We start from the raw sequence: 19360 nt of genomic DNA on the forward strand, positions 1-19360 counted from the left end.
CACCCCGTCGCCGTCGTTCGAAATGGCGCGGTTGCTGGTGGGGAAATGAATACGACGTAGCGACCAGCGTGGCGCGCCCGGTCGCTACCAGTCCTTGCAGTCGAGACAGACGTACTCGTCGCCGTCGAGCCACCGCTTTTGCACCGACTCGCCGCACTGGGGGCACGGCGTGGCTTCGGGGGTCCATCGGTACGTGGCGAGCGTGCTCACGTCGCGGTCGTCGGCGACGTCGGAATCGACGGCGTCGTCGGCGACCGTCGGTTCGTCGGCCGCTCCGTCGTCGCCGCCGGCGAAGTCGTCGAGCGAGCGGTTCGGCATGACTCAGCGTCCGTGGGCGCGGTCCTTATCGGTGCCGACCGAGCCGCGCCGCTGACGGCCGCCGCGAACCGCGGGGCGGCGAGCGGCTCACCGGACGGGGCGAGCGCCGTGCGAAACCCACACAATCAATACCCCCGAATCCCGAGAGTCGCGCATGGCAACACTCACGGACTTCGTCATCGCGCTCCTCACGAGCGTCCTCGAACTGGTGGTGACCTTCGCCGACGTGGCGCTGAGCGACCCGCTTTCCACGGTGAGTTTCCTCTTCGGCAACATCTTCATCCTCCTCGCCGTCGGCGCGTTCGCCTATCTCGTCGTCGGCGCGCTCGGCGCGGAACTCGGCATCATCGGCGTCGGCTCGTCGACCGGTAGGCCGCCGCAGCGAGAGTAATCGCTTCTTCGAGGTCGGGGCCGACCGGCGACCCGACCACGACGCCGTCAGCGTGTTCGAGCACCGCGTCCATCCGGTCGGCCACGTCGTCCGGCGTGCCGGCCATCGAGAAGGCGTCTATCATCGCCGGCGTGACGAGGCCGAACGCCTCGGAGAACGCGCCGGCGGAAATCTTCTCGCCGATGTCGCCCGCGCGCTCGGCGTCGATGCCGTGTCTGTCGAGGACCGGCGGGGCCGCCCCCGCGGTGATAAAGGCGACCGGCGGGCGGGCGGCCTCGCGAGCCGCGTCCTCGTCTTCCGAGACGGAGACGCTGGCGTAGGCGGCGAGGGTGAACTCGCCGCGCGAGTCGGGGCGGTCCTCGACGCCGATATCGACCTGTTCTCTGGCCCACGCGAGGTCGTCGGGGTGCGAGCCGTTGAACAGCAGGCCGTCTGCGTGCTTGCCGGCCATGCGACACATGTGCGGCCCCTCGCCGCCGACGTACACCGGCACCTCGCCGGGCACGTCGAAGTTGAGGCCGGCGTCGGTCGCCTCGAACGTGCCGTCGTGGGTGACGCGCTCGCCGTCCCAGAGCCGCTGTGCGACCTTGAACGCCTCCAGCACGGAGCGGAGGCCGCGCTCGTCTTCGAGGCCGAGGTTGCGGAGCGTCGAGGGGTCGCCGGGGCCGATACCGAGGAGGCCGCGGCCGCCGGATGCCTCGGCGACGGTCGCCACCTTGCCGGCGAGCGTCACGGGGTGTAGCTCGTAGGGGTTGGCGACGCCGGGGCCGAGGCGGATGTCGTCGGTCTCGGCCGCGAGCCGCGCGAGGACCGCGAAGGGGTCGCGGTTGTTGTAGTGACACGAGACGAACAGGGAGTCGTAGCCCTCGCGTTCCGCCTGCGTGCCCAGTTCGACGAGGTCGTCGACGGGATGTTCCGGGGTGAGTTCGAGTCCGAGCATAGTGTGAGCGTGGTGTGAGCGTGGAATGGTGGAGCGAGTCGTCAGGGGTCGTAGCGCCACTCGCGGAGCGCCTGTCGCACGAAGTCACCGTCGATGTCGCGGAAGTGGGCGTCGCTCTCGCCGTGGTCGCCCCACTCGAAGCCGCGGACGACGACGACGGGCGTGCCGCCGTCGCCCTCGCCCTGCACGAGGTTCGCGGCCGCGGCGAGTTCGTCCACGACGCTCTCGACGGTGACGCCGAGTTCGCGGCCGTCGCGGTCGGCCTCGCCGCGCCAGTCGCGCGAGGCGCTCAGCCCCGCCCAGCCGATGGCGACGCCGCGCTGCCCGTGTCGGAACGGCCGGCCGCAGGTGTCGGTGACGATGACCCGGTCGGCGTCGACGCCGGCGCGGATGCGCTCGGCCGACTCGCTCGGGCGCTTCGGGAGCAACAGCAGGTCGTGGTCGGGGACGTTCGAGCGGTCGATGCCGGCGTTGACGCCGACGTGGCCGAACCGCGTCTCGGTCAGGAGGAACGGCTCCGACATGACGAGGTCGACGCTCTCTTCGAGGACCGCCTGCGCGAACCGCGGGTCCTTCTCGTCGCCGGTCAGTTCGGCGAGGCGGGCGGCGAGTTCGCGCGCCCGCGGGCCGGCCGGGAAGTCGTCGAGGTCGGCGAACCGCCCTTCGGCCTTCGAGACGACGGTAGAGGCGACGCAGACCACGTCGTCGGGCCGAAGGTCGACGCGCTCCGAGACGAGGGCGGCGAGGTCGTCGCCCTCGCGGACCTCGGGCACGTCGGGGACGGGAAACAGCTCCATACCGAGTCGGAAGGCGAGGGCGGTGAAAAACGACGGGATGCTGGCGAACCGGGCCGGTATCGCAGGCGGTCGACCGGAGAGCGGTTCGGGGAGCGACGACACGCCGACTGCGCCGAGTTCAGTCGTCGCGGACGACTTCGACCGACAGCGAGCCGTCGACGACCGAGCCGACCATCATCGTGGCGTCGTCGCCCGGGTTGGCCGCCGTCGCCGTGCCGGGGTTGAGGACGCGGATGCCGTCGACCACTTCGTCGACCACCTCGTGGATGTGGCCCGCGACGCCGACCGCGCCGTCGCCCGCGGCGTCCCTGACCGCGTCGGCGACGCGGGACTCGTAGCCCGTTCTCGTGCCCGTGCCGTGGGTGACGACGAACGTGAGTCCGTCGACCTCCGCGACCTCGACGAACGGGAGGTCGATGGCCGGCGGGTCGATGTTCCCGCGGACGCCGACGAACCGCGCCGAGAGGTCGCGGAGGCGGTCGAGGGTGTCCGGCGAGTCGAAGTCGCCCGCGTGAATCACGAGGTCGGCCGATCGGACCCGGTCTTCGACCCACCCCGGAATCCCGTCGGCCCGCCCCGGAACGTGCGTGTCGCTCAGGATAGCGAGTCGCATACCGACACCACGCGACCGGCCTGAATAGTCGTTTTGTCAGTCGCGGACGTAAGTCTGGATATGCCACACGTCGTCACCGTCTTCCTCCGAAACGGCGGCCGCGTCCTCCTCGCCCGCCGGAGCGAGGCGGTCGGAACGTACCAGTGCCGCTGGGCTGGCGTCTCGGGCTACGTCGAGGGCGACCCCGACGACGCCGAGCGCGACGCCCGACGCGAACTCGCCGAGGAACTCGGCGTCCGCGAGGCCGACGCCGACCTCGTCCGCGCGGGAACGCCCGTCTCCGTCGCCGACGACGGCCGCGAGTGGACCGTCCACCCGTTCCTGTTCGACGCGCGGAGCCGCGACGTCGACCCGAACGAGGAACTCGCCGCGGTCGAGTGGGTCCACCCGACCGCGATTCGGGACCGCGAGACGGTCCCCGGACTGTGGACGGCCTACCGCCGGGTCGCACCCGCGGTCGAGACCGTCGCCGCCGACGAGACCCACGGCTCGGCGTGGATTTCGCTCCGGGCGCTCGAAGTCCTGCGCGACGCCGCCGCCGAGGCGGACTCGCGGGACGCGGTCGCGTCGGTCGCCCGGCGACTCCGCGACGCCCGCCCGAGCATGGCCGCCGTCGAGAACCGCGTCAACCGCGTCATGGCCGACTCGGAGACTGACCCCGAATCGGTCCGCCGACGGGCCGAGGCGGCCATCGACGCCGCGGCAGAGGCTGACGACTCGGCGGCCGCCCGCGCCGCCGAACTCGTCCGGGAGCGCGGGTTCGACCGAATCGCCACGCTCTCGCGGTCGGGGACGGTCCTCGCGGCGCTCGAAGCCGCCGGGGCGAGTGTCCTCGTCTCCGAGTCCCGACCGGGCGGCGAGGGCGTCGGCGTCGCGGAGCGACTCGTCCGTCTGGGACTCAGCGTGACGCTGACGACCGACGCGGCGCTCCCCGGACTCGTCGCGGGCGGCGAAGCCGACGCCGTCCTCCTCGGGGCCGACTCCGTGCTCGCGTCCGGCGGCGTCGTCAACAAGGTCGGAAGCCTCCCCGTGGCGCTCGCGGCCGCCCGCGCCGACGTCCCCGTCTTCGCCGTCTGCGCCCGCGACAAGATTCGCGGTGACGGCCGCGTCCTCGGCGAGGACGCCGGGAGACTGTACGACGGCGAGGCCGCGGTAGGGACCGAGAACCCGCTTTTCGAGGTGGTGCCCGCGGACCTGGTCTCGGGCGTCGTCACCGAATCCGGCGTGTTGGACGCGGACGGAATCGGTACGGTGGCGGCCGAACACGCCGCGCTGGCGGCGTGGGACGACTGAGGCGAGTGTGGCGTTTCGGGGAACCGTCGGGACCACCGCTCGGCGGGGCGAAAAGGGTGGATTCTTGGGCGTCCGCCCCGGACTCCGACTCGGTGGCGATGACGAAGGTTACCCCCACTCAGCCCCTTGTGATGATAGATTTCATCCGAGCCACCAACTACTGACGACGCGCCTCCCGTTACACCGAACCGACTTCACCCCGGAGCGACGCGTACGCGCTTCTCGCGAACCGGGCCACCTGCTGGGACCGAACGGGCTCTCGTCGGACACCCGAAAACCGGACACCGACGCCGAAGGCGCAACTTCCTTCGTGGGCCGCGGTGACCCCTCGGTCATGCACATCGAACGCATCGCGGTCGACGAGTCGGTCGGTCGCGTGATGCCGCCGGGCCTGTTCGTGGAGGCGCTTTCGAACTCCGACGCTCCGGTCGAACTCGTCGACGAGGGCGAGGCGTTCGGCCCGGGCGACGCGGTCGTCTCGTTCGGCCACAGAGACGCGTTCGTCGAGGCCGACTGGGTCCACTGCGTCCGCGCCGGCTACGACGAGTTCCCCGTGGACGCCTACGAGGCGGCCGGGACGGCGCTCACGAACAGCACCGGCGTCCACGGGACGACGGTCGGCGAGACGGTCGTCGCCTACATGCTGACGCTCGCCCGCCGCCTCCACGCCTACCGCGACGCCCAGCGCGACCGCGAGTGGGACCTGCCCCGCTACAAAGAGCCGTTCACCCTCGACGGCGAGCGCGTCTGCGTCGTCGGCCTCGGCACGCTCGGCCGGGGCGTCGCCGACCGCGCGGCCGCCCTCGGCATGGAGGTCGTCGGCGTCCGGCGCTCCGGCGACCCGGTCGAGAACGTCTCGACCGTGTTCACGCCCGACCGATTCCACGAGGCCATCGCCGACGCCCGGTTCGTGGTGCTGGCGATGCCGTTGACGGAGGAGACGGCGGGCATGGTCGACGCGCCGGCGTTCGAGGCGATGCGCGAGGACGCCTACCTCGTGAACGTCGCGCGCGGGCCCGTCGTCGACGAGGACGACCTCGTGGCGGCGCTCGACCGAGGCGACATCGCCGGCGCGGCGCTCGACGTGTTCGCCGAGGAGCCGCTGTCCGCGGAGTCGCCGCTGTGGAACTTCGACGAGGTGCTCGTCACGCCGCACGTGAGCGCCGCGACGGGGAAGTACCACGAGGACATCGCGGCGCTCGTGCGGGAGAACGTCGAGAAGACGGCCGCCGGCGACCCGCTCACGAACCGCGTAGTGTGAGTTCGCCGGGGTCGAGCCGAGGGGTTCGAAGCGACGGCGAGCGGGTCAGAGGAACTTGAACAGGTCGTCGCGGCCCTGCTCGTGGAGGTGCGACCGCAGGGCGTCTTCGAGGTGCGAGATGTCGCCGCGCTTGGCCGTGATGGGCGCGATGACGTTCCGCCACTGCTTCCACGGCGGGAAGAGGCCGAGGCGGTCGCAGAGGTCGTTCAGGCGCTCGTCGCGGTCGTCGACCTTGTCCATCTTGTTGACCGCGACCACGGTCGGGATGTCGAGTTCGTCGAGGAAGAAGAACATCTCCACGTCGTGCGGGATGGAGTCTTCCGTGGTGTGGCGGTCGATGATGTCGATGACGCTCTTCCCGTCGACGACGAGGACCGCCGCGAGGATGTCGTCGGCGTTCTCCTCGATGTACTGGACGACGTCCGTCTTGATTGCCTCGCGGGTGTCGCGGTCGACGCCGGACATGAATCCGAACCCGGGGAGGTCGGTGAACATGAATTTCTCCGCGTTCCAGTCGAAGTGGTTGGGTTTGCGGGTGACGCCGGGCTTCTTACCCGTCGTGAACTTGCTGTGACCCGTCAGCTCTCGCATCAGGGTCGACTTCCCCACGTTCGACCGCCCGACGAGAACGATTTCGTCGCGGTTCGGTCGGTCTTCGAACATACCGGCGGTTCGCCGCCGCGACGGATAAGGAGGACGGTACGGACGCCGCGCTCCGGGGCGTCGACGCCGAAAAAATCACGTCTCCGGGCGAGTCGCCCCCACGACGGCTCGCCGACGACGCGTGAATGAGGCGGCCGCGTCAGTCACGGCCGCCCGCCGATAACTCGCCCGCGTTCTCGTCGAGAAATCGCAACAGCGGCTCGATTTCGTCGAATCGAGGGCCGCGCGCGACGGAACCGCGATGACGGTTCCACTCGACGAAGCCGGCGTCAGCGAGTTTCGGGAGATGAATGTGGAACAGTTCCACCTTCAGTCGGTCGCGGTTGCGGCCGCCACCAACGGCCGCGTCCCGCGTTGCCGCTTCGAGGCGCGCGTGCCGCCGTCGGCGAAGACCCATCAGCAACCGTCGCCGATGGACGTTTCCGAGAGCGTCGAACGCCTCGTCAAGGCGGGGGGACGTCGCGGCTACCATCGGCGCGACCCCCGTTGGATCCGAACAGGCGTCGCGCGACGGGCGCGAGACGCCGAGGCAAAGCGTCTCCCGCAAGTCGCCGGAAGGCCCCGCTCTGGGCACCCGGTGGACACCACCCGATACCGGTACCGTCGAGAGCGCGGCCCGTCAATCACACGTTCGCACGCCTCTGCGCCACCACGGCGCGGTTTGACGGCGTACGGCTGTCGATGTCTGTGTGTGTTCACAACTACGTTCCCCGAAGGGGTATAGATAGCAAGTTGGCATTCTCTTTCTGCTTTCACAGTCCGGTCATTGAAGTAATGCATCCGGAAGCCTACGTTACATGTTATGAACCGAATGAGGTCACGAACGGACGCTATCGGCCCAAATACTAGGGGGAAACGGTGAATTTTCGGCGTCTGATCACCCCCTCCCCCGAGAGAATATCAGACAGTATGCTGACAAGAGAGTTCAATACAGCGGCCGCTGAAGGTCAGCTAGTAATGGCAGTAATCGTCGAGCTGACGATTGATTCAAGGGATTTCGACCTCGGGAGGGTCACCGCCGTGTCGAGCGGCGTCCACATCGAGCTAGAGCGCGTCGTTCCGACTGGCGGTGAGGTCATGCCGTTCTTCTGGGCGCAGGGGACCGACTTCGAGGCGTTCGAACACGCCGTCCGGCACGACCGACTCGTCGACGACCTGACCGCGGTTGCGCGCGTCGCCGACCGCGTGCTGTACAAGGTCAACTGGGGCGAGACCACGTCGAGCCTGACCCGCATTCTCACAGACAGCGAGGCGACGATTCTCGAAGCCCACGGCAACGACCCGTGGATGTTCCGCCTCCGGTTCAACGACCACGCGGCGCTCACCGACTTCCACAACCTCTGTCAGGAAGAGGACATCGAGTTCCACGTTGAGCGCATCTATACCCTCGCAGAGGGCGAGCCGGGCGTCTACAACTTCGACATCACAGACGGACAACAGGAGGCGCTCGTCACCGCCGTCTCGGAGGGCTACTTCGAAGTCCCCCGGCAGACCACGCTCAACGAGGTGGCGGACCAACTCGGAATCAGCCCGCAGGCCGCCTCCGAGCGCGTCCGCCGCGGGGCCGACACCGTCCTGCGGAAGGTGCTGTTGTCGCAGTCGGCGGCGGACCTCTCGTAGGCGACTGCCCGCGCCGAGACGCGGTTCGCCCGCGACACGAACGGGGGAGCTATTGGTCCGCCGCGAGTACGCGACGGCGACGCGATGGACAAAGCGACGCTCCGAACGACGGTGTGGGACGACCTCGAATCGTCGGGCGCGGCACGGTTTCCCTTCCCGCCGCACGGCCGCATCCCGAACTTCGCCGACGCGAGCGCGGCCGCCGAGCGACTCGCGGCGACGCCCGAGTGGGCCGACGCCGACGCGGTGAAGGCCAACCCGGACGCCCCGCAACTCCCCGTCAGGCGACGGGCGCTCCGCGAGGGGAAAACCGTCTACATGGCCGTCCCCCGGCTCCGCGACGAGGAGTGCTTCTACGAACTCGACCCCGCGCGCATCGACGACGAACACCTCGACAGCGCGCCGACCGTCTCCCACGTCGAGACCTACGCCGACACGGTCGGCCCAGACGCCCTGCCGCCCGTCGACCTCGTCGTCTCGGGGTCGGTCGCCGTCTCCGAGGCGGGCGCGCGCATCGGGAAGGGAGAGGGGTTCAGCGACCTCGAATACGCGGTGTTGCGGGGTCTCGGGGCCGTCACCGACGAGACGACCGTGGCGACGACGGTCCACGAGCGACAGGTCCGCGACGACCTGCCGGAGCCGGACGCCCACGACGTGCCGATGGACCTCGTCGTCACTCCCGAACGGTTGGTCCGAACCGAGACCTCGCACCCGAGACCCACGGGCATCGACTGGGACGCGCTCCCCGACGAGCGCCTCGACGAGATGCCCGTCCTCCGGCGGTTGCACGACGAGTCGTCGGAGTAGCCGAGCCCCTGCTTATTTCACCGCCCGGGCCGACGTGAGGCCGTGCGACTCGTACAGGTGTTGGTGCCGACCGGCAAGCGCGAGGCCGTCCTGCGGACGCTCGACGAGGAGGGCGTCGACTACGCCGTCTCCGAGGAGACGTCCGGGCGCGGCTTCGTCGCCGTCGTCACCTTCCCGGTCCCCAAGGAGGCCGTCGAACCGGTGTTAGCGCGACTCCGCGAGGCGGGCGTCGAGCGCGACGCCTACACCGTGGTCGTCGCCGCCGAGACGGTCGCGTCGAAGCGGTTCGACCAACTGCGCGAGCAGTACGAGGAAGACGACGAGAACGGCGACCGCATCGCCCGCGAGGAACTGGCCTCGAAGGCCGCCGACCTCGCGCCGTCGGTTTCGACCTACGTGCTCATGACGGTCATCTCGGCGCTCGTCGCCACCGCGGGCCTGCTTCTCGATTCGCCGGCCGTGGTCGTCGGCTCGATGGTCATCGCCCCGCTCGTCGGTCCCGCGATGTCCGCGAGCGTCGGCACCGTCGTCGACGACGACGAGATGTTCGGCCGCGGGGTTCGCCTGCAGGCGCTCGGCGGCGTCCTCGCGGTCGGCGCGGCCGCCGTCTTCGCCTTCCTGCTCAAACAGACCGGGGCGGTCCCGCTGTCGTCCGCGGAGGTGCTTTCGATTCCCGAGGTGGACGAGCGCCTCGCGCCCGACGTGCTGTCGCTCGTCATCGCGCTCGGCGCGGGAGCCGCCGGCGCGATTTCGCTCTCCTCCGGCGTCTCGACCGCGCTCGTCGGCGTCATGATAGCCGCCGCGTTGGTCCCGCCGACCGCCGTCGTCGGCATCGGCATCGCGTGGGGCGCGCCAGAGGCCGTCGTCGGCTCGGCCATCCTCGTCCTCGTCAACATCCTCTCGGTCAACTTCGTCGCCATCGGCGTCCTCTGGCAGCAGGGCTACCGGCCGGAGCGCTGGATTCGCCGCGACGAGGCCCGCCGGGCCGCCCTGTTCCGCATCGCCGTCATCGGGGTCGGACTGCTCGTCCTCTCGTCGTTCCTCGGCGCGGTCACCTACACGACCTACCGGAACGCCGACTTCCAGGGCGACGCGCGCGACGCCATCGAGGACGTGCTCTCGGGCACCGACGCCCGACTGCTATCGATGGAACTGCAGTACGACAGCGGGCCGCTACAGGAGCCCGACGGCGTCGTCGTGACCGTCGGCTACGACCCGGCCTCCGACCCGCCGATGGTCGAACGCGAACTCACGAGGCGGGTGAACGCCGTCGCCCCCGAGCCGCTGTCGCCGTGGGCCACCGACGAAATCGACGTCGAAGTGCGCTACGTCGCCGTCGTGGAGTAGGACGGCCGGCGTTCCGTCCCCCGTTTCGAAGGCTACAGTCGCTCTTTGTCTCTAGCGCGGCTTGAATAGCTGAACCGACGTACGGTGGGTATGCAACGACGCACGATTGCTCCGATATTCCTCGTCGGCCTCGTCCTCCTCGCGGGCTGCCTCTCGGCACCCCTGCAGGCGACGACCGACGGCGGCGTAGACGCGACGAACGCGACGACCATCTCCGCGACCGGTACCGGCGACGTGACCGCCGACGCCGACCTCGCCGTGGTCTCCATCGCCGTGACGACCACCGCCGACTCGGCGGACGACGCCCGCGGCACCGTCGCCGACGACGTGGCCGCCGTCCGCGCCGCCCTCACCGACGCCGGTGTCGCCGAGGAAGCCATCCAGACGACCGGCTTCAACATCTACCCCGAGTACGACTACAGCGGCCAGGAGCGCGACCTCCTCGGCTACCGCGCCACCCACACCCTCCGCGTCGAGGTCGCCCCCGACCGCGCCGGCGAGGTCATCGACCTCGCGGTCGGTGCCGGTGCCAGCGAAATCCGCGGCGTCGCCTTCACGCTGACCGACGAGAAGCGCGCCGAACTCCGCGAAGAGGCCCTGACCCGCGCCGTCGACTCGGCGAAGGCCGACGCCGACGCGGTCGCCAGCGCCTCCGACCTGACCGTCACGGGCGTCCACACCGCCACCGTCGGCGGCAGCGCCTCGCCCGGCCCGTACCCGGTCGCCTACGCCGAGGACGCCGCCCGCGCCTCGTCCGGTTCGACCGAGCTCTCGCCCGGCCCCGTGACCGTCTCGGCGACCGTCCAGATGGTCTACGAAGCCGAGTAAGCGACCCCGCCCCGCTGACCGAGACCGAACTCCCGGTCTCGACCACCCCCCGCGTTCCCATTTCTCCGACAGCTACCTCGTAGCCACAGCTCTCGTCGAGAAGCAGGTGCTGCGGCAAGACAGAAGCGCCAGAACCGAAAAATCCCGAGTCGCTTACTCGTTGCGCGACGGCGGGATGTCGGGTTCGAACCCGATGGCCTCGACCGCGGCGTCGAGGACGGCCTCGACGTTCTCGCCCGTCTCGACGCTCATGTAGAGGTCGGCCTCCATGTCGGTCGAGCGGTCGCTCTTGTTACAGACGGTGAGGACGGGGATGTCGCGCTCCTCGAAGCGCGCCTTCACGGCGTCGCGGAGTTCGAGCTGCGACTCGATGGGGTAGCCGCACGCCCCGCTGGCGTCGGCGACGAAGATGACGGCGTCCGCGAGGTGTTCGAGGGCGCTCACGGCCTGTCGCTCGATGTCGTTTCGCTCGTCTTCGGGCCGGTCGAGCAGCCCCGGCGTGTCGATAATCTGGTAGCGGATTCGGTCGCGGTCGAAGTGCCCGATTTGGACGCCCTTCGTCGTGAAGGGGTAGCGGGCGATTTCGTTCGACGCGCGGGTCACGTCGTTGACGAACGAGGACTTCCCGACGTTCGGGTAGCCGGCGACGACGATTGCCGGTTCGTCCGGGCGGATATCGGGGAGGTTCTTCAGGGCGTCGCGCGCCTCGCCGATGCGGAGCAGGTCGTCTTCGACCTCCTCGACGACGCTCGCCATGCGGGCGAACGCCTGCTTTCGGTGCTTGCGCGCGAGGTCGGCGTCGGTCTTGCGGAGCTTCGGCTGGTACTCGCGGGCGATGTTGTCGACCTGCCGGGAGGCCCACATCACTTCCGAGAGGCTCTTTCGGACCTCGTCCACGTCGACGATGGCGTCGGCGAGCTCGTAGTAGAAGGGGTCGACCGTCCCGAAGTCGGGCCACTCGACGACGACGTTTTCGAGGTTGTCGGAAAGGATGTTCGACGCCGTCTGGAGCATCGACTGCTGAGCCTCCAACTTGTTCTGCTTCGCTCGCCCCGTGCGCGCGGCCCGCGAGAAGGCCTTGTCGATGAGTTCGTCCGACCGGGGCGTGGTCGGGAGAGACTCGAAAATCATTGCAGTCCGCTACATGGCCGAGCCGTAAAAGCGCGTCCGTTTGGGGCTCGGCGCTTCGAGCGGTGGATTCGCCGTGCAGGTCTCACGCACGGTTCGACCGGAAGCGAGGGGGTCGCGGGCGACCGGCGCGCGGACGCGGACGTGAGCGAGCGGTCGAACAATCCCCCGCGACCGCCACGAAGTTCTTGCCCGCCCGAGGTCTACGTCGACCCATGACTGACTGGAAAGCTGTCGCCGTCGGTTTCGTCGTCATCGTCGTCATCGGCACCGGCGGGCTCGCGCTCCCGCTCATCGGCCAAATCGGGGCGGGGCTGCTCGGGGGCTTCGCGGCGGGCTACCTCGCGGGCGGCACGCTCGGCAACGGCGCGTGGAACGGCCTCGTCGCGGGCTCCATCTCGGGTATCGTCGTGACGCTCCTCGCGGCCCTGCTCGGGAGCCTCCTCGGACTCGCCGGCGGGCCGCTGGGCGGACTCCTCGGCGGCGTCGGCGTCCTCGTCGCGGGCGTCGTGCTGACGCTCATCTTCGCAATCGACAGCGCCATCGCCGGGGCCGTCGGCGCGTGGGTGAAAGGATAGTCAGACGAACGCGGCCGCGACTCGGACTCTCCCCGAACGCGATAGTCCCAAAAAACGGGGTTTAGCATGGTGCTAAGTCCGTTATCTCACGTAAACGGTCGCGGGTCTCTAAGGGAGCGGGACCACACCCGACGGCCATGGGTAAGGAGCCAACGCACACCCGTCGAAGAACCCTCCAATCGATTTGCGGCGTCGCCGTCGCCGGTCTCACCGGTCTCGCTGGCTGTAGCTCGTCCGGGGACTCTGACTCGACGACGCAAACGACCGACGCGCAGACGCAGACCGCGACCGAGACGCAGACCACGACGACCGCGAACGAGACGACCGAACAGGCGGAGGAAACAACCGAAAGCGGGCTCGAGGCCGCCGACTTCGTCGAGAACCCCGAGGAGATACACCCGACGCTGGTCAAAGCGACGTCGGTCCCCTCGGACGAGGTGCTGCTCGGCTTTCGGCTCGAAGACTCGTCGCTCCCGTTTACGACCGAGGTGTACCGCGCGCCGGACGACGCCGAGGTGCAGGCGACGGAGACCTACGACACCCAAGACCTCTCGCAGGTCGACTTGCTCCCCGAGTCGCCGCAGGCGCTCGATACCGTCGACACCGACCGCGAGGACATCCACTACGGGACGACGACCGTCGGAGAACCGCTGAAAGTCACGCTCGTCGCGCGCCACGACACCGACACCTTCGACTGGAGCGCGTGGTCTCGAACCGGCTATCCGTACGACGGCCACGACGAGGAGGACCCCGCGCTCGAAGTCGACTGTTACTGCGGCGGGATGAACTACACCGCGCCGAGCGGCGGGACGTGGGCGCGAGTGATTCAGGTGACGCCGACCGAGCGCGTCGACACCGGGACGACCGTCGCGCTCAACTGGACGTCGAGCCGACTCTGAAGGCGTAATCGACGCGGTTCGCCGCTCCGCGGGCGCGGTCTACTCGCCGCGTTCGAGGTACTCCCGCTGAATCTCCACGACTTCGGTCGAGTCTGCACACTCCGAGTACCGGCGGAGCGGCTCCTCGTTGAGTTCGAGGAACGTGTGGCCCCAGTTGAACTTCGAGAGGATACCCTCGGCCCGCTTCTTCTCGCCGAAGATGACGAGGGCGGCGGCTATCGCCTCGACCGTCGTCAGCTGCATCGGGCGGCCGAAGTTCACGGGGTTGGCGGCGACGAGATAGGGGAGCGCGCGGTGCTCGCCGGGGAGCGAGAACATGGCCTCGCCGGCCGACTCCCACGAGCAGTCGAGCGCGACGAGCGCGCCGGTGTCCGCGTCGGCGGGCGACAGCGCCCTGTCGGCGTGGGGGTTGAGCACGACGCCGTAGGGAGTCTCTCGGTCGGAGCCGTGGAGGGCGGCCATGTCGAAGCGTTCGAGCTTCTTCGCCGTGCACTTCTTCGGGTCGTCGTCGCCCTCGTATCGAACGTGCAGGTCCACAGCCACGATACGCGACTGGCCGAGAAAAGCGTCCCGAACGCGGCGGCGCGCGCGAGGAGTCGGACGGCAGGGCCGGCGTCGGATACTTCCGGTCGGCCGACGAAGAGAGGGCGTGCATCCCGACGCGACGTATCTGGCCCGGCAGTACTACACGGCGCTCGACCACCACGGATACGACATGCTTCGGAACATCCTCGAACCGGAGTTCGTCCAGCACCGCGGCGACATGACGCTCTCGGGGCGCGAGGAGTTCGTCTCGTTCATGCGGGACGACAGGCCGCAGAAGGACACGCGACACGTCATCGAGCGCTACATCCAGTCGAAGTCCGACGACGAAATCGTCGTCCGCGGCCACCTCGAAGACCGCGACGGCGACGAACTGTTCGTCTTTCTCGACCGGTTCCGTGCCCACGACGGGAAGCTCTCGGAGCTGAAGACGTTCGTCAAGTCGTCGACGGCGAACTGACGGGGCGAGTCTCGGGAGAAAGGAGAACGGAGAGAGTGAGAGAGAAACGCCCGGGCGCGGTTCGTCCCGGTCAGTCCTTCTTACCCGCACCGACGGCGGCCTCGCCGACGGGCTCGTGGCCCTCGATGACCTCGCGGCCGCCCATGTAGGGCTGGAGCGGTTCGGGCACGTCGACCGTGCCGTCCTCGTTTTGGTAGTATTCGAGCAGCGCGACCATGACGCGGCCGACGGCCGTGCCCGACGCGTTGAGCGTGTGGAGGTACTCCGCCGACTCGTGGCGCTCGGGGCGGTAGCGGAGGCCGGCGCGGCGCGCCTGGAAGTCCTCGAAGTTCGAGGCCGACGAGACCTCGAGCCAGCGGCCGCCCTGTTCGGGGGCGTCGTCCGACTCCGTGCCGGGAGCCCACACTTCGAGGTCGTAGGTCTTCGCCGACGCGAAGGTGAGGTCGCCGGTGCAAAGCGAGAGGACGCGGTACGGCAGCCCGAGGCGGTCGAGCACTTCGGCGGCCTCGTCGACGAGGGCTTCGAGCCGGTCGTACGACTCCTCGGGCTCGACGAAGTTGACGAGTTCGACCTTGTTGAACTGGTGGACGCGGACGATACCGCGGGTCTCGGTGCCGTGTTCGCCCGCCTCGCGGCGGAAGTTCGGCGTGTACGCCTGGTGCTTCAGCGGGAGGTCGTCCTTCAGGAGAATCTCGTCGCGGTACATGTTCGTGACCGGGACCTCCGCGGTGGGACAGAGCCACAGGTCGTCGTCCTCGTAGTTCTCGGTCTCCGAGCCGCCGATGCGGTAGGCGTCCTCGGCGAACTTCGGGAGCTGACCGGTGCCCTCCATCGAGGTGGTCTTGACCGGAATCGGCGGGAAGAGGTCGACGTACTCCTGTTCGCGGTGCACGTCGAGCATGAACTGCACGAGCGCGTGTTCGAGCATCGCGCCCTCGCCTTTCAGGAAGTAGAAGCCCGAGCCGGTGGTCTTGGCCGCGCGACCCTCGTCGATGATGTCGAGTTCCTCGCCGAGGTCGTAGTGGGGCGTCACCTCGTCGGGAAGCTCGCGGAGGTCGTCGAAGCCGACGCGGCGGACCTCCTCGTTGTCGGCCTCGTCGGCCCCGACGGGAACCGACTCGTGGGGGAGGTTGGGCAGTTCCATGAGCGCCTCGTCGAGTTCCGCTTCGAGTTCGTCGGCGCGGGCTTCGAGCTCCTGTAGCTCCGTCTTGAGTTCGCCCGAGCGGTCGATGGCCTCCTGTGCTTCCTCGTCTTTCCCTTCTTGCTTCAACTGGCCGATTTTCTGGCTGACCTCGTTGCGCTCGTGGCGGAGGTCGTCGCCCTCGGCCTTCAGCGAGCGCCACTCGTCGTACACGTCGAGGACGCGGTCGATGTCCACGCCCTCCATGTTACGGGCGGCGAGCGCGTCGCGAACTCGCTCCGGTTCGTCGCGGAGCAGTTGCCTGTCAATCATTGGGCTGTGGTTTCCGGGCGGGCGGGAAAATCGTATCGCATCGCCGAGGGACGGGGGGCAAATCAACGGCGGACGAGCGCGACGAACCCGCATCTGGGGAGCGCGACGAACCCACGTGAAAGCGGCCGCAGCTCCCGGATTCGAGCGTGGAGACCGCTTTGCGGTCGCCCGTAATCAACGCGGGGGGCGGGCGACCGAACGCTTTTCTTCCCCGGAGACGGCCGTCAACTATGGCTATTGGCGACGTCGAACCCGTCCCGGACAGCACGGACCTCTACTACGTCGACAGCGGCATGTACGAGGTGGAGAAGTACGGCTCGGTCTACCTCGTCGACGCCGAGAAACCGGCGCTCGTCGACACCGGCATCGCCGCCGATAGAGAACACGTCTTCGGGATGCTCGACGAGGTCGGCGTCGACGACCTCGCGTACATCCTGCCGACGCACGTCCACCTCGACCACGCGGGCGGCGCGGGCTACCTCGCCGAGCGCTACCCCGACGCGACCGTCATGACCCACGAAATCGGCGCGCCGCACCTCGTGGACCCGTCGCGGCTCATCGAGGGCACGAAGGCGGCCGTCGAAGACCAGTGGCAGTTCTACGACGAACCGCTCCCAATCGCCGAGGACCGCGTCGAGGGACTCACCGACGGCGACGAAATCGACCTCGGCGACCGGACGCTCACGGTCCACCACGCGCCCGGCCACGCGCCGCATCAGGTGATGTTCCACGACGACGGCGACGACGTGCTGTTCGTCGGAGACGCCCTCGGCATCTGGGAGCCGAAGTCGCGGACGCTCCGACAGACCTCGCCGCCCTCGCAGTTCCACCTCCAGAAGGCGCTCGACGACGTGCGCACTATCGAAGACATCGACCCGGAGACGGTCTGTTTCGGCCACTTCGGACCGAAACCCTACGACAGCGACCTCGCCGGAGAGTACAAGCGGGTCCTCGTGGAGTGGGTCGAGGCCATCCGACAGAAGCGCGCGGAACTCGGTGACGACGAGGCCGTCATCGACCACTTCGTCGAGCACACCCAGATGGCCGAGGTGTGGGGCGAGCGGAAGGCACACGACGAAGAGCGCCTGAACACCCGCGGCGTGCTCGGTTACCTCGACTACATCGGCGACGACGAGTGACACGAGCGAGTCGGCTGGTCCGGGCGATTCAGGCAATTCAGGCGGTTCGGGCGACTCGGGCGGCTCGGACGGATTGGACGGACCTACCGGCGCGAACGGCGCGCTGACACCGCCACCAGACACCTGAAACCGGCGCGAACGGGTTCGTAATCGGTTTTTCCCCGCGGTATCGCGGGGTTTCAACAGACCGAACGTACATAGTTTTAAATGTTGAATCATTACTAACAGAGCATGGACTGGCGGGACGCGGAGGCGGCGTTCGACGACCCTGTCATCGAGCGGACGACCCTCCCACGGATGTTCGAATCGAGCGCGTCGCGGAACGCCACGCGAGTCGCACAGCGGTACAAAGGCGGCGTCTACCGCCGGTCGCTGGTCGCCGAGGGCGTCGTTCCGGCGGCCCCCGACGGCGACTACGCCGACCTGACCTACGAGGAGATGCGGGGCATCGTCCGTCGCCTCGCGGCGGGGTTCCGCGACCTCGGCATCGAGACCGGCGACCGGGTCGGCATCCTCTCGCACACGCGCATGGAGTGGGCCCAGACCGACTTCGCCGTCCTCGGCGCGGGCGGCGTCGTCACCACGGTCTACACCTCGTCGTCGGAGCGGCAGGTGCAGTACCTGCTTTCCGACCCCGGCGCGAACGCCGTCGTCGTCGAGAATCAGGAGTTACTGGAGCGCGTGCTCGCCGTCGAGGACGAACTCGACCTGCGCTTCATCGTGGTCGTCGACGAGTACGAGGGCCACGAGGACCGCGACGACGTGCTGACGCTCGGCGAACTCTACCGCCGCGGCGAGGAAGTGTACGACGAGGCGGCCTACGAGTCGTGGCTGGACGAGCGCGAGCCCGAGGACCTCGCCAGCCTCATCTACACCTCGGGGACGACCGGCCAGCCGAAGGGCGTCCAACTCACCCACTGGAACTTCCGGTCGAACGTCAACGAGAGCTACCGGCGGTTCGGTCCCCGCCCGGACAAAGGCGACACGCCGGTCATCGGCCCCGACTCGGTCGCGCTGTCGTTCCTGCCGCTCGCGCACGTCTTCGAGCGCATGGCCGGCCACTTCATGATGTTCGCGGCGGGCGCGGCCGTCGCCTACGCCGAAAGTCCCGACACGCTCCGCGAGGACTTCCAGCTCGTCCGGCCGACCACGGGGACGAGCGTCCCCCGCGTGTACGAGAAGCTCTACGACGCGATTCGGGCGCAAGCCAGCGAGTCGCCGGCGAAAAAGCGCATCTTCGAGTGGGCCGTCGGCGTCGGGCAGGCGTACCACACGACCGACGCGCCGGGCTACCTGCTCACCGCGAAACACCGCCTCGCCGACCGGCTCGTGTTCGGGCAGGTGCGCGAGGCGCTCGGCGACAACCTCGACTTCTTCATCAGCGGCGGCGGGAGCCTCTCGGCCGAGCTGTGCGCGCTCTACCACGCGATGGGCCTCCCGATTTACGAGGGCTACGGCCTCACCGAAACGTCGCCCGTCATCTCGGTCAACCCCCCCGAGGAACCGAAAATCGGAACCATCGGCTATCCGCTCCGGAACGTCGAGACGAAACTCGACACGACCGTCGTCGGCGACCAACTCGGCGATGCGGGCGGCGAAGTCGGCGAACTGCTCGTCCGCGGGTCGAGCGTCACCGAGGGCTACTGGAACAACCCCGAGGAGACCGAGGCGGCGTTCGTCGAGGACGACGAGGGCGAGCGCTGGTTCCGCACCGGCGACGTGGTCGAACTCCGGCCCGACGGCTACATCACCTTCCGCGAGCGCGCCAAGCAGATTCTCGTCCTCTCGACGGGCAAGAACGTCGCGCCCGGCCCCATCGAGGACGCGTTCGCCTCCTCACCGGTGGTCGAACAGTGCATGGTCCTCGGCGACGGCCGCAAGTTCGTCTCGGCGCTCATCGTGCCCAGTTTCGACGGGCTGAGGAAGTGGGCCGACGAGGAGGGCATCGACCTCCCCGACGAGCCGAAAGCCATCTGCCGCGACGACCGGGTGTACGAGCGCATCGAAGCCGAGGTTGAGGCGGCCAACGAGAACTTCGAGCCCTACGAGCGAATCAAGCAGTTCCGCGTCGTTCCCGAGGAGTTCACGGAGGGGAACGACCTGATGACGCCGACGATGAAAAAGAAGCGCCGGAACATCCTCGACCGCTACGCCGACGAGGTGTCTCTCATCTACGACGAGGACCGCCGGAGCGAAGAGCGGCGGGGTGGCGGGCGGGCCGCGACTCAGTGAAGTCGGACAGCCGAACCGTCCCCAGCCGTCTTTTCGCCGAGCGTCTCCCC

Annotated in this window: 21 protein-coding genes; 12 read left to right on the plus strand and 9 right to left on the minus strand. The window is 68.8% G+C overall.

All coding sequences use genetic code 11. The features are described from left to right. Window positions 1–84: 84 nt before the first annotated feature. On the minus strand, window positions 85–318 hold the full coding sequence (locus C5C07_RS14280) for a hypothetical protein (protein WP_115805336.1): 234 nt from the start codon (window positions 316–318) through the stop codon (window positions 85–87). A 154-nt stretch (window positions 319–472) separates the two neighbouring features. On the opposite strand from C5C07_RS14280, the gene C5C07_RS14285 reads away from it, so the two are divergent. Beyond that, on the plus strand, window positions 473–709 hold the full coding sequence (locus C5C07_RS14285) for a hypothetical protein (protein WP_004976326.1): 237 nt from the start codon (window positions 473–475) through the stop codon (window positions 707–709). Here C5C07_RS14285 and C5C07_RS14290 read toward each other — a convergent pair. The 3 genes from C5C07_RS14290 to C5C07_RS14300 form a co-directional block, all read right to left on the minus strand. Next, window positions 663–1649 carry a 5,10-methylenetetrahydromethanopterin reductase gene (locus tag C5C07_RS14290; protein WP_004976327.1) on the minus strand — a complete coding sequence of 329 codons (987 nt, stop codon included), beginning with the start codon at window positions 1647–1649 and terminating at the stop codon, window positions 663–665. The genes C5C07_RS14285 and C5C07_RS14290 overlap by 47 nt on opposite strands. Before the next feature lie 41 nt (window positions 1650–1690). Next, window positions 1691–2446: a coenzyme F420-0:L-glutamate ligase gene (locus C5C07_RS14295; protein ID WP_004976328.1), complete on the minus strand. Its 756-nt coding sequence runs from the start codon at window positions 2444–2446 to the stop codon at window positions 1691–1693. 118 nt (window positions 2447–2564) lie between these two features. Continuing rightward, window positions 2565–3059 (minus strand): metallophosphoesterase family protein, encoded by a 495-nt coding sequence (locus C5C07_RS14300; RefSeq protein WP_004976330.1) that lies wholly within the window; start codon window positions 3057–3059, stop codon window positions 2565–2567. 60 nt (window positions 3060–3119) lie between these two features. Here C5C07_RS14300 and C5C07_RS14305 point away from each other — a divergent pair, with 60 nt between their 5' ends. Both C5C07_RS14305 and ddh read left to right on the plus strand, forming a co-directional pair. After that, window positions 3120–4352 (plus strand): NUDIX domain-containing protein, encoded by a 1233-nt coding sequence (locus tag C5C07_RS14305; RefSeq protein ID WP_115805337.1) that lies wholly within the window; start codon window positions 3120–3122, stop codon window positions 4350–4352. Window positions 4353–4686: 334 nt separating this feature from the next. Continuing rightward, on the plus strand, window positions 4687–5613 hold the full coding sequence (gene ddh, locus C5C07_RS14310) for a D-2-hydroxyacid dehydrogenase (protein ID WP_049905169.1): 927 nt from the start codon (window positions 4687–4689) through the stop codon (window positions 5611–5613). Window positions 5614–5658: 45 nt separating this feature from the next. Here ddh and engB read toward each other — a convergent pair whose 3' ends face one another. Both engB and C5C07_RS14320 read right to left on the minus strand, forming a co-directional pair. Continuing rightward, window positions 5659–6276, minus strand: a complete 618-nt coding sequence (engB, locus tag C5C07_RS14315) for a GTP-binding protein EngB (protein WP_004976333.1) — start codon at window positions 6274–6276, stop codon at window positions 5659–5661. 139 nt (window positions 6277–6415) lie between these two features. Continuing rightward, window positions 6416–6748, minus strand: a complete 333-nt coding sequence (locus C5C07_RS14320; RefSeq protein ID WP_115805338.1) for a hypothetical protein — start codon at window positions 6746–6748, stop codon at window positions 6416–6418. A gap of 485 nt (window positions 6749–7233) precedes the next feature. Between C5C07_RS14320 and C5C07_RS14325 the strand changes: the two genes are divergently transcribed. The 4 genes from C5C07_RS14325 (at window position 7234) to C5C07_RS14340 (ending at window position 10878) form a co-directional block, all read left to right on the plus strand. Continuing rightward, complete coding sequence (locus C5C07_RS14325) at window positions 7234–7896, plus strand: helix-turn-helix domain-containing protein (protein ID WP_049905171.1); 663 nt, start codon at window positions 7234–7236, stop codon at window positions 7894–7896. An 84-nt stretch (window positions 7897–7980) separates the two neighbouring features. Next, complete coding sequence (locus C5C07_RS14330) at window positions 7981–8703, plus strand: 5-formyltetrahydrofolate cyclo-ligase (RefSeq protein WP_115805339.1); 723 nt, start codon at window positions 7981–7983, stop codon at window positions 8701–8703. A gap of 42 nt (window positions 8704–8745) precedes the next feature. Continuing rightward, the gene (locus C5C07_RS14335) at window positions 8746–10050 is read left to right on the plus strand and encodes a TIGR00341 family protein (protein ID WP_115805340.1); all 1305 of its coding nucleotides are present in this window, start codon (window positions 8746–8748) and stop codon (window positions 10048–10050) included. 90 nt (window positions 10051–10140) lie between these two features. Continuing rightward, window positions 10141–10878 (plus strand): SIMPL domain-containing protein, encoded by a 738-nt coding sequence (locus C5C07_RS14340; RefSeq protein WP_115805341.1) that lies wholly within the window; start codon window positions 10141–10143, stop codon window positions 10876–10878. 153 nt (window positions 10879–11031) lie between these two features. On the opposite strand, the gene C5C07_RS14345 is transcribed toward C5C07_RS14340, so the two are convergent. After that, entirely contained in the window at window positions 11032–12009 is a 978-nt protein-coding gene (locus C5C07_RS14345) for an NOG1 family protein (RefSeq protein ID WP_004976339.1), read from the minus strand. Window positions 12010–12221: 212 nt separating this feature from the next. Here C5C07_RS14345 and C5C07_RS14350 point away from each other — a divergent pair, with 212 nt between their 5' ends. Together C5C07_RS14350 and C5C07_RS14355 are read left to right on the plus strand one after the other, a co-directional pair. Further along, on the plus strand, window positions 12222–12584 hold the full coding sequence (locus tag C5C07_RS14350; protein ID WP_115805342.1) for a DUF5518 domain-containing protein: 363 nt from the start codon (window positions 12222–12224) through the stop codon (window positions 12582–12584). A gap of 137 nt (window positions 12585–12721) precedes the next feature. After that, on the plus strand, window positions 12722–13483 hold the full coding sequence (locus C5C07_RS14355; protein ID WP_115805343.1) for a hypothetical protein: 762 nt from the start codon (window positions 12722–12724) through the stop codon (window positions 13481–13483). 39 nt (window positions 13484–13522) lie between these two features. On the opposite strand, the gene C5C07_RS14360 is transcribed toward C5C07_RS14355, so the two are convergent. Continuing rightward, complete coding sequence (locus C5C07_RS14360; protein WP_004976343.1) at window positions 13523–14020, minus strand: DUF367 family protein; 498 nt, start codon at window positions 14018–14020, stop codon at window positions 13523–13525. Between the two features lie 112 nt (window positions 14021–14132). Here C5C07_RS14360 and C5C07_RS14365 point away from each other — a divergent pair, with 112 nt between their 5' ends. Then, window positions 14133–14486, plus strand: a complete 354-nt coding sequence (locus C5C07_RS14365) for a nuclear transport factor 2 family protein (protein ID WP_004976344.1) — start codon at window positions 14133–14135, stop codon at window positions 14484–14486. Between the two features lie 70 nt (window positions 14487–14556). Here C5C07_RS14365 and serS read toward each other — a convergent pair whose 3' ends face one another. After that, window positions 14557–15939 carry a serine--tRNA ligase gene (gene serS / locus C5C07_RS14370; protein WP_004976345.1) on the minus strand — a complete coding sequence of 461 codons (1383 nt, stop codon included), beginning with the start codon at window positions 15937–15939 and terminating at the stop codon, window positions 14557–14559. 230 nt (window positions 15940–16169) lie between these two features. Here serS and C5C07_RS14375 point away from each other — a divergent pair, with 230 nt between their 5' ends. After that, window positions 16170–17078, plus strand: coding sequence for an MBL fold metallo-hydrolase (locus C5C07_RS14375; protein WP_115805344.1), 909 nt, complete (start codon window positions 16170–16172; stop codon window positions 17076–17078). A 231-nt stretch (window positions 17079–17309) separates the two neighbouring features. Then, window positions 17310–19310, plus strand: a complete 2001-nt coding sequence (locus C5C07_RS14385) for a long-chain fatty acid--CoA ligase (RefSeq protein WP_115805345.1) — start codon at window positions 17310–17312, stop codon at window positions 19308–19310. Window positions 19311–19360: the final 50 nt, after the last annotated feature.

Origin of the sequence: Haloferax sp. Atlit-4N, assembly GCF_003383025.1 — an archaeon.
Taxonomy (GTDB): Archaea; Halobacteriota; Halobacteria; order Halobacteriales; family Haloferacaceae; genus Haloferax; species Haloferax gibbonsii.

What these genes read in the sequence shown, in the direction of transcription:
- C5C07_RS14320 (WP_115805338.1), bottom strand. Translation starts at nt 6,748, where the DNA reads ATGGTAGCCGCGACGTCCCCCCGCCTTGACGAGGCGTTCGACGCTCTC.
- C5C07_RS14290 (WP_004976327.1), bottom strand. Translation starts at nt 1,649, where the DNA reads ATGCTCGGACTCGAACTCACCCCGGAACATCCCGTCGACGACCTCGTC.
- C5C07_RS14385 (WP_115805345.1), top strand. Translation starts at nt 17,310, where the DNA reads ATGGACTGGCGGGACGCGGAGGCGGCGTTCGACGACCCTGTCATCGAG.
- C5C07_RS14325 (WP_049905171.1), top strand. Translation starts at nt 7,234, where the DNA reads ATGGCAGTAATCGTCGAGCTGACGATTGATTCAAGGGATTTCGACCTC.
- C5C07_RS14295 (WP_004976328.1), bottom strand. Translation starts at nt 2,446, where the DNA reads ATGGAGCTGTTTCCCGTCCCCGACGTGCCCGAGGTCCGCGAGGGCGAC.
- C5C07_RS14280 (WP_115805336.1), bottom strand. Translation starts at nt 318, where the DNA reads ATGCCGAACCGCTCGCTCGACGACTTCGCCGGCGGCGACGACGGAGCG.
- C5C07_RS14300 (WP_004976330.1), bottom strand. Translation starts at nt 3,059, where the DNA reads ATGCGACTCGCTATCCTGAGCGACACGCACGTTCCGGGGCGGGCCGAC.
- engB (WP_004976333.1), bottom strand. Translation starts at nt 6,276, where the DNA reads ATGTTCGAAGACCGACCGAACCGCGACGAAATCGTTCTCGTCGGGCGG.
- serS (WP_004976345.1), bottom strand. Translation starts at nt 15,939, where the DNA reads ATGATTGACAGGCAACTGCTCCGCGACGAACCGGAGCGAGTTCGCGAC.
- C5C07_RS14375 (WP_115805344.1), top strand. Translation starts at nt 16,170, where the DNA reads ATGGCTATTGGCGACGTCGAACCCGTCCCGGACAGCACGGACCTCTAC.
- C5C07_RS14345 (WP_004976339.1), bottom strand. Translation starts at nt 12,009, where the DNA reads ATGATTTTCGAGTCTCTCCCGACCACGCCCCGGTCGGACGAACTCATC.
- ddh (WP_049905169.1), top strand. Translation starts at nt 4,687, where the DNA reads ATGCACATCGAACGCATCGCGGTCGACGAGTCGGTCGGTCGCGTGATG.
- C5C07_RS14330 (WP_115805339.1), top strand. Translation starts at nt 7,981, where the DNA reads ATGGACAAAGCGACGCTCCGAACGACGGTGTGGGACGACCTCGAATCG.
- C5C07_RS14355 (WP_115805343.1), top strand. Translation starts at nt 12,722, where the DNA reads ATGGGTAAGGAGCCAACGCACACCCGTCGAAGAACCCTCCAATCGATT.
- C5C07_RS14340 (WP_115805341.1), top strand. Translation starts at nt 10,141, where the DNA reads ATGCAACGACGCACGATTGCTCCGATATTCCTCGTCGGCCTCGTCCTC.
- C5C07_RS14350 (WP_115805342.1), top strand. Translation starts at nt 12,222, where the DNA reads ATGACTGACTGGAAAGCTGTCGCCGTCGGTTTCGTCGTCATCGTCGTC.
- C5C07_RS14285 (WP_004976326.1), top strand. Translation starts at nt 473, where the DNA reads ATGGCAACACTCACGGACTTCGTCATCGCGCTCCTCACGAGCGTCCTC.
- C5C07_RS14305 (WP_115805337.1), top strand. Translation starts at nt 3,120, where the DNA reads ATGCCACACGTCGTCACCGTCTTCCTCCGAAACGGCGGCCGCGTCCTC.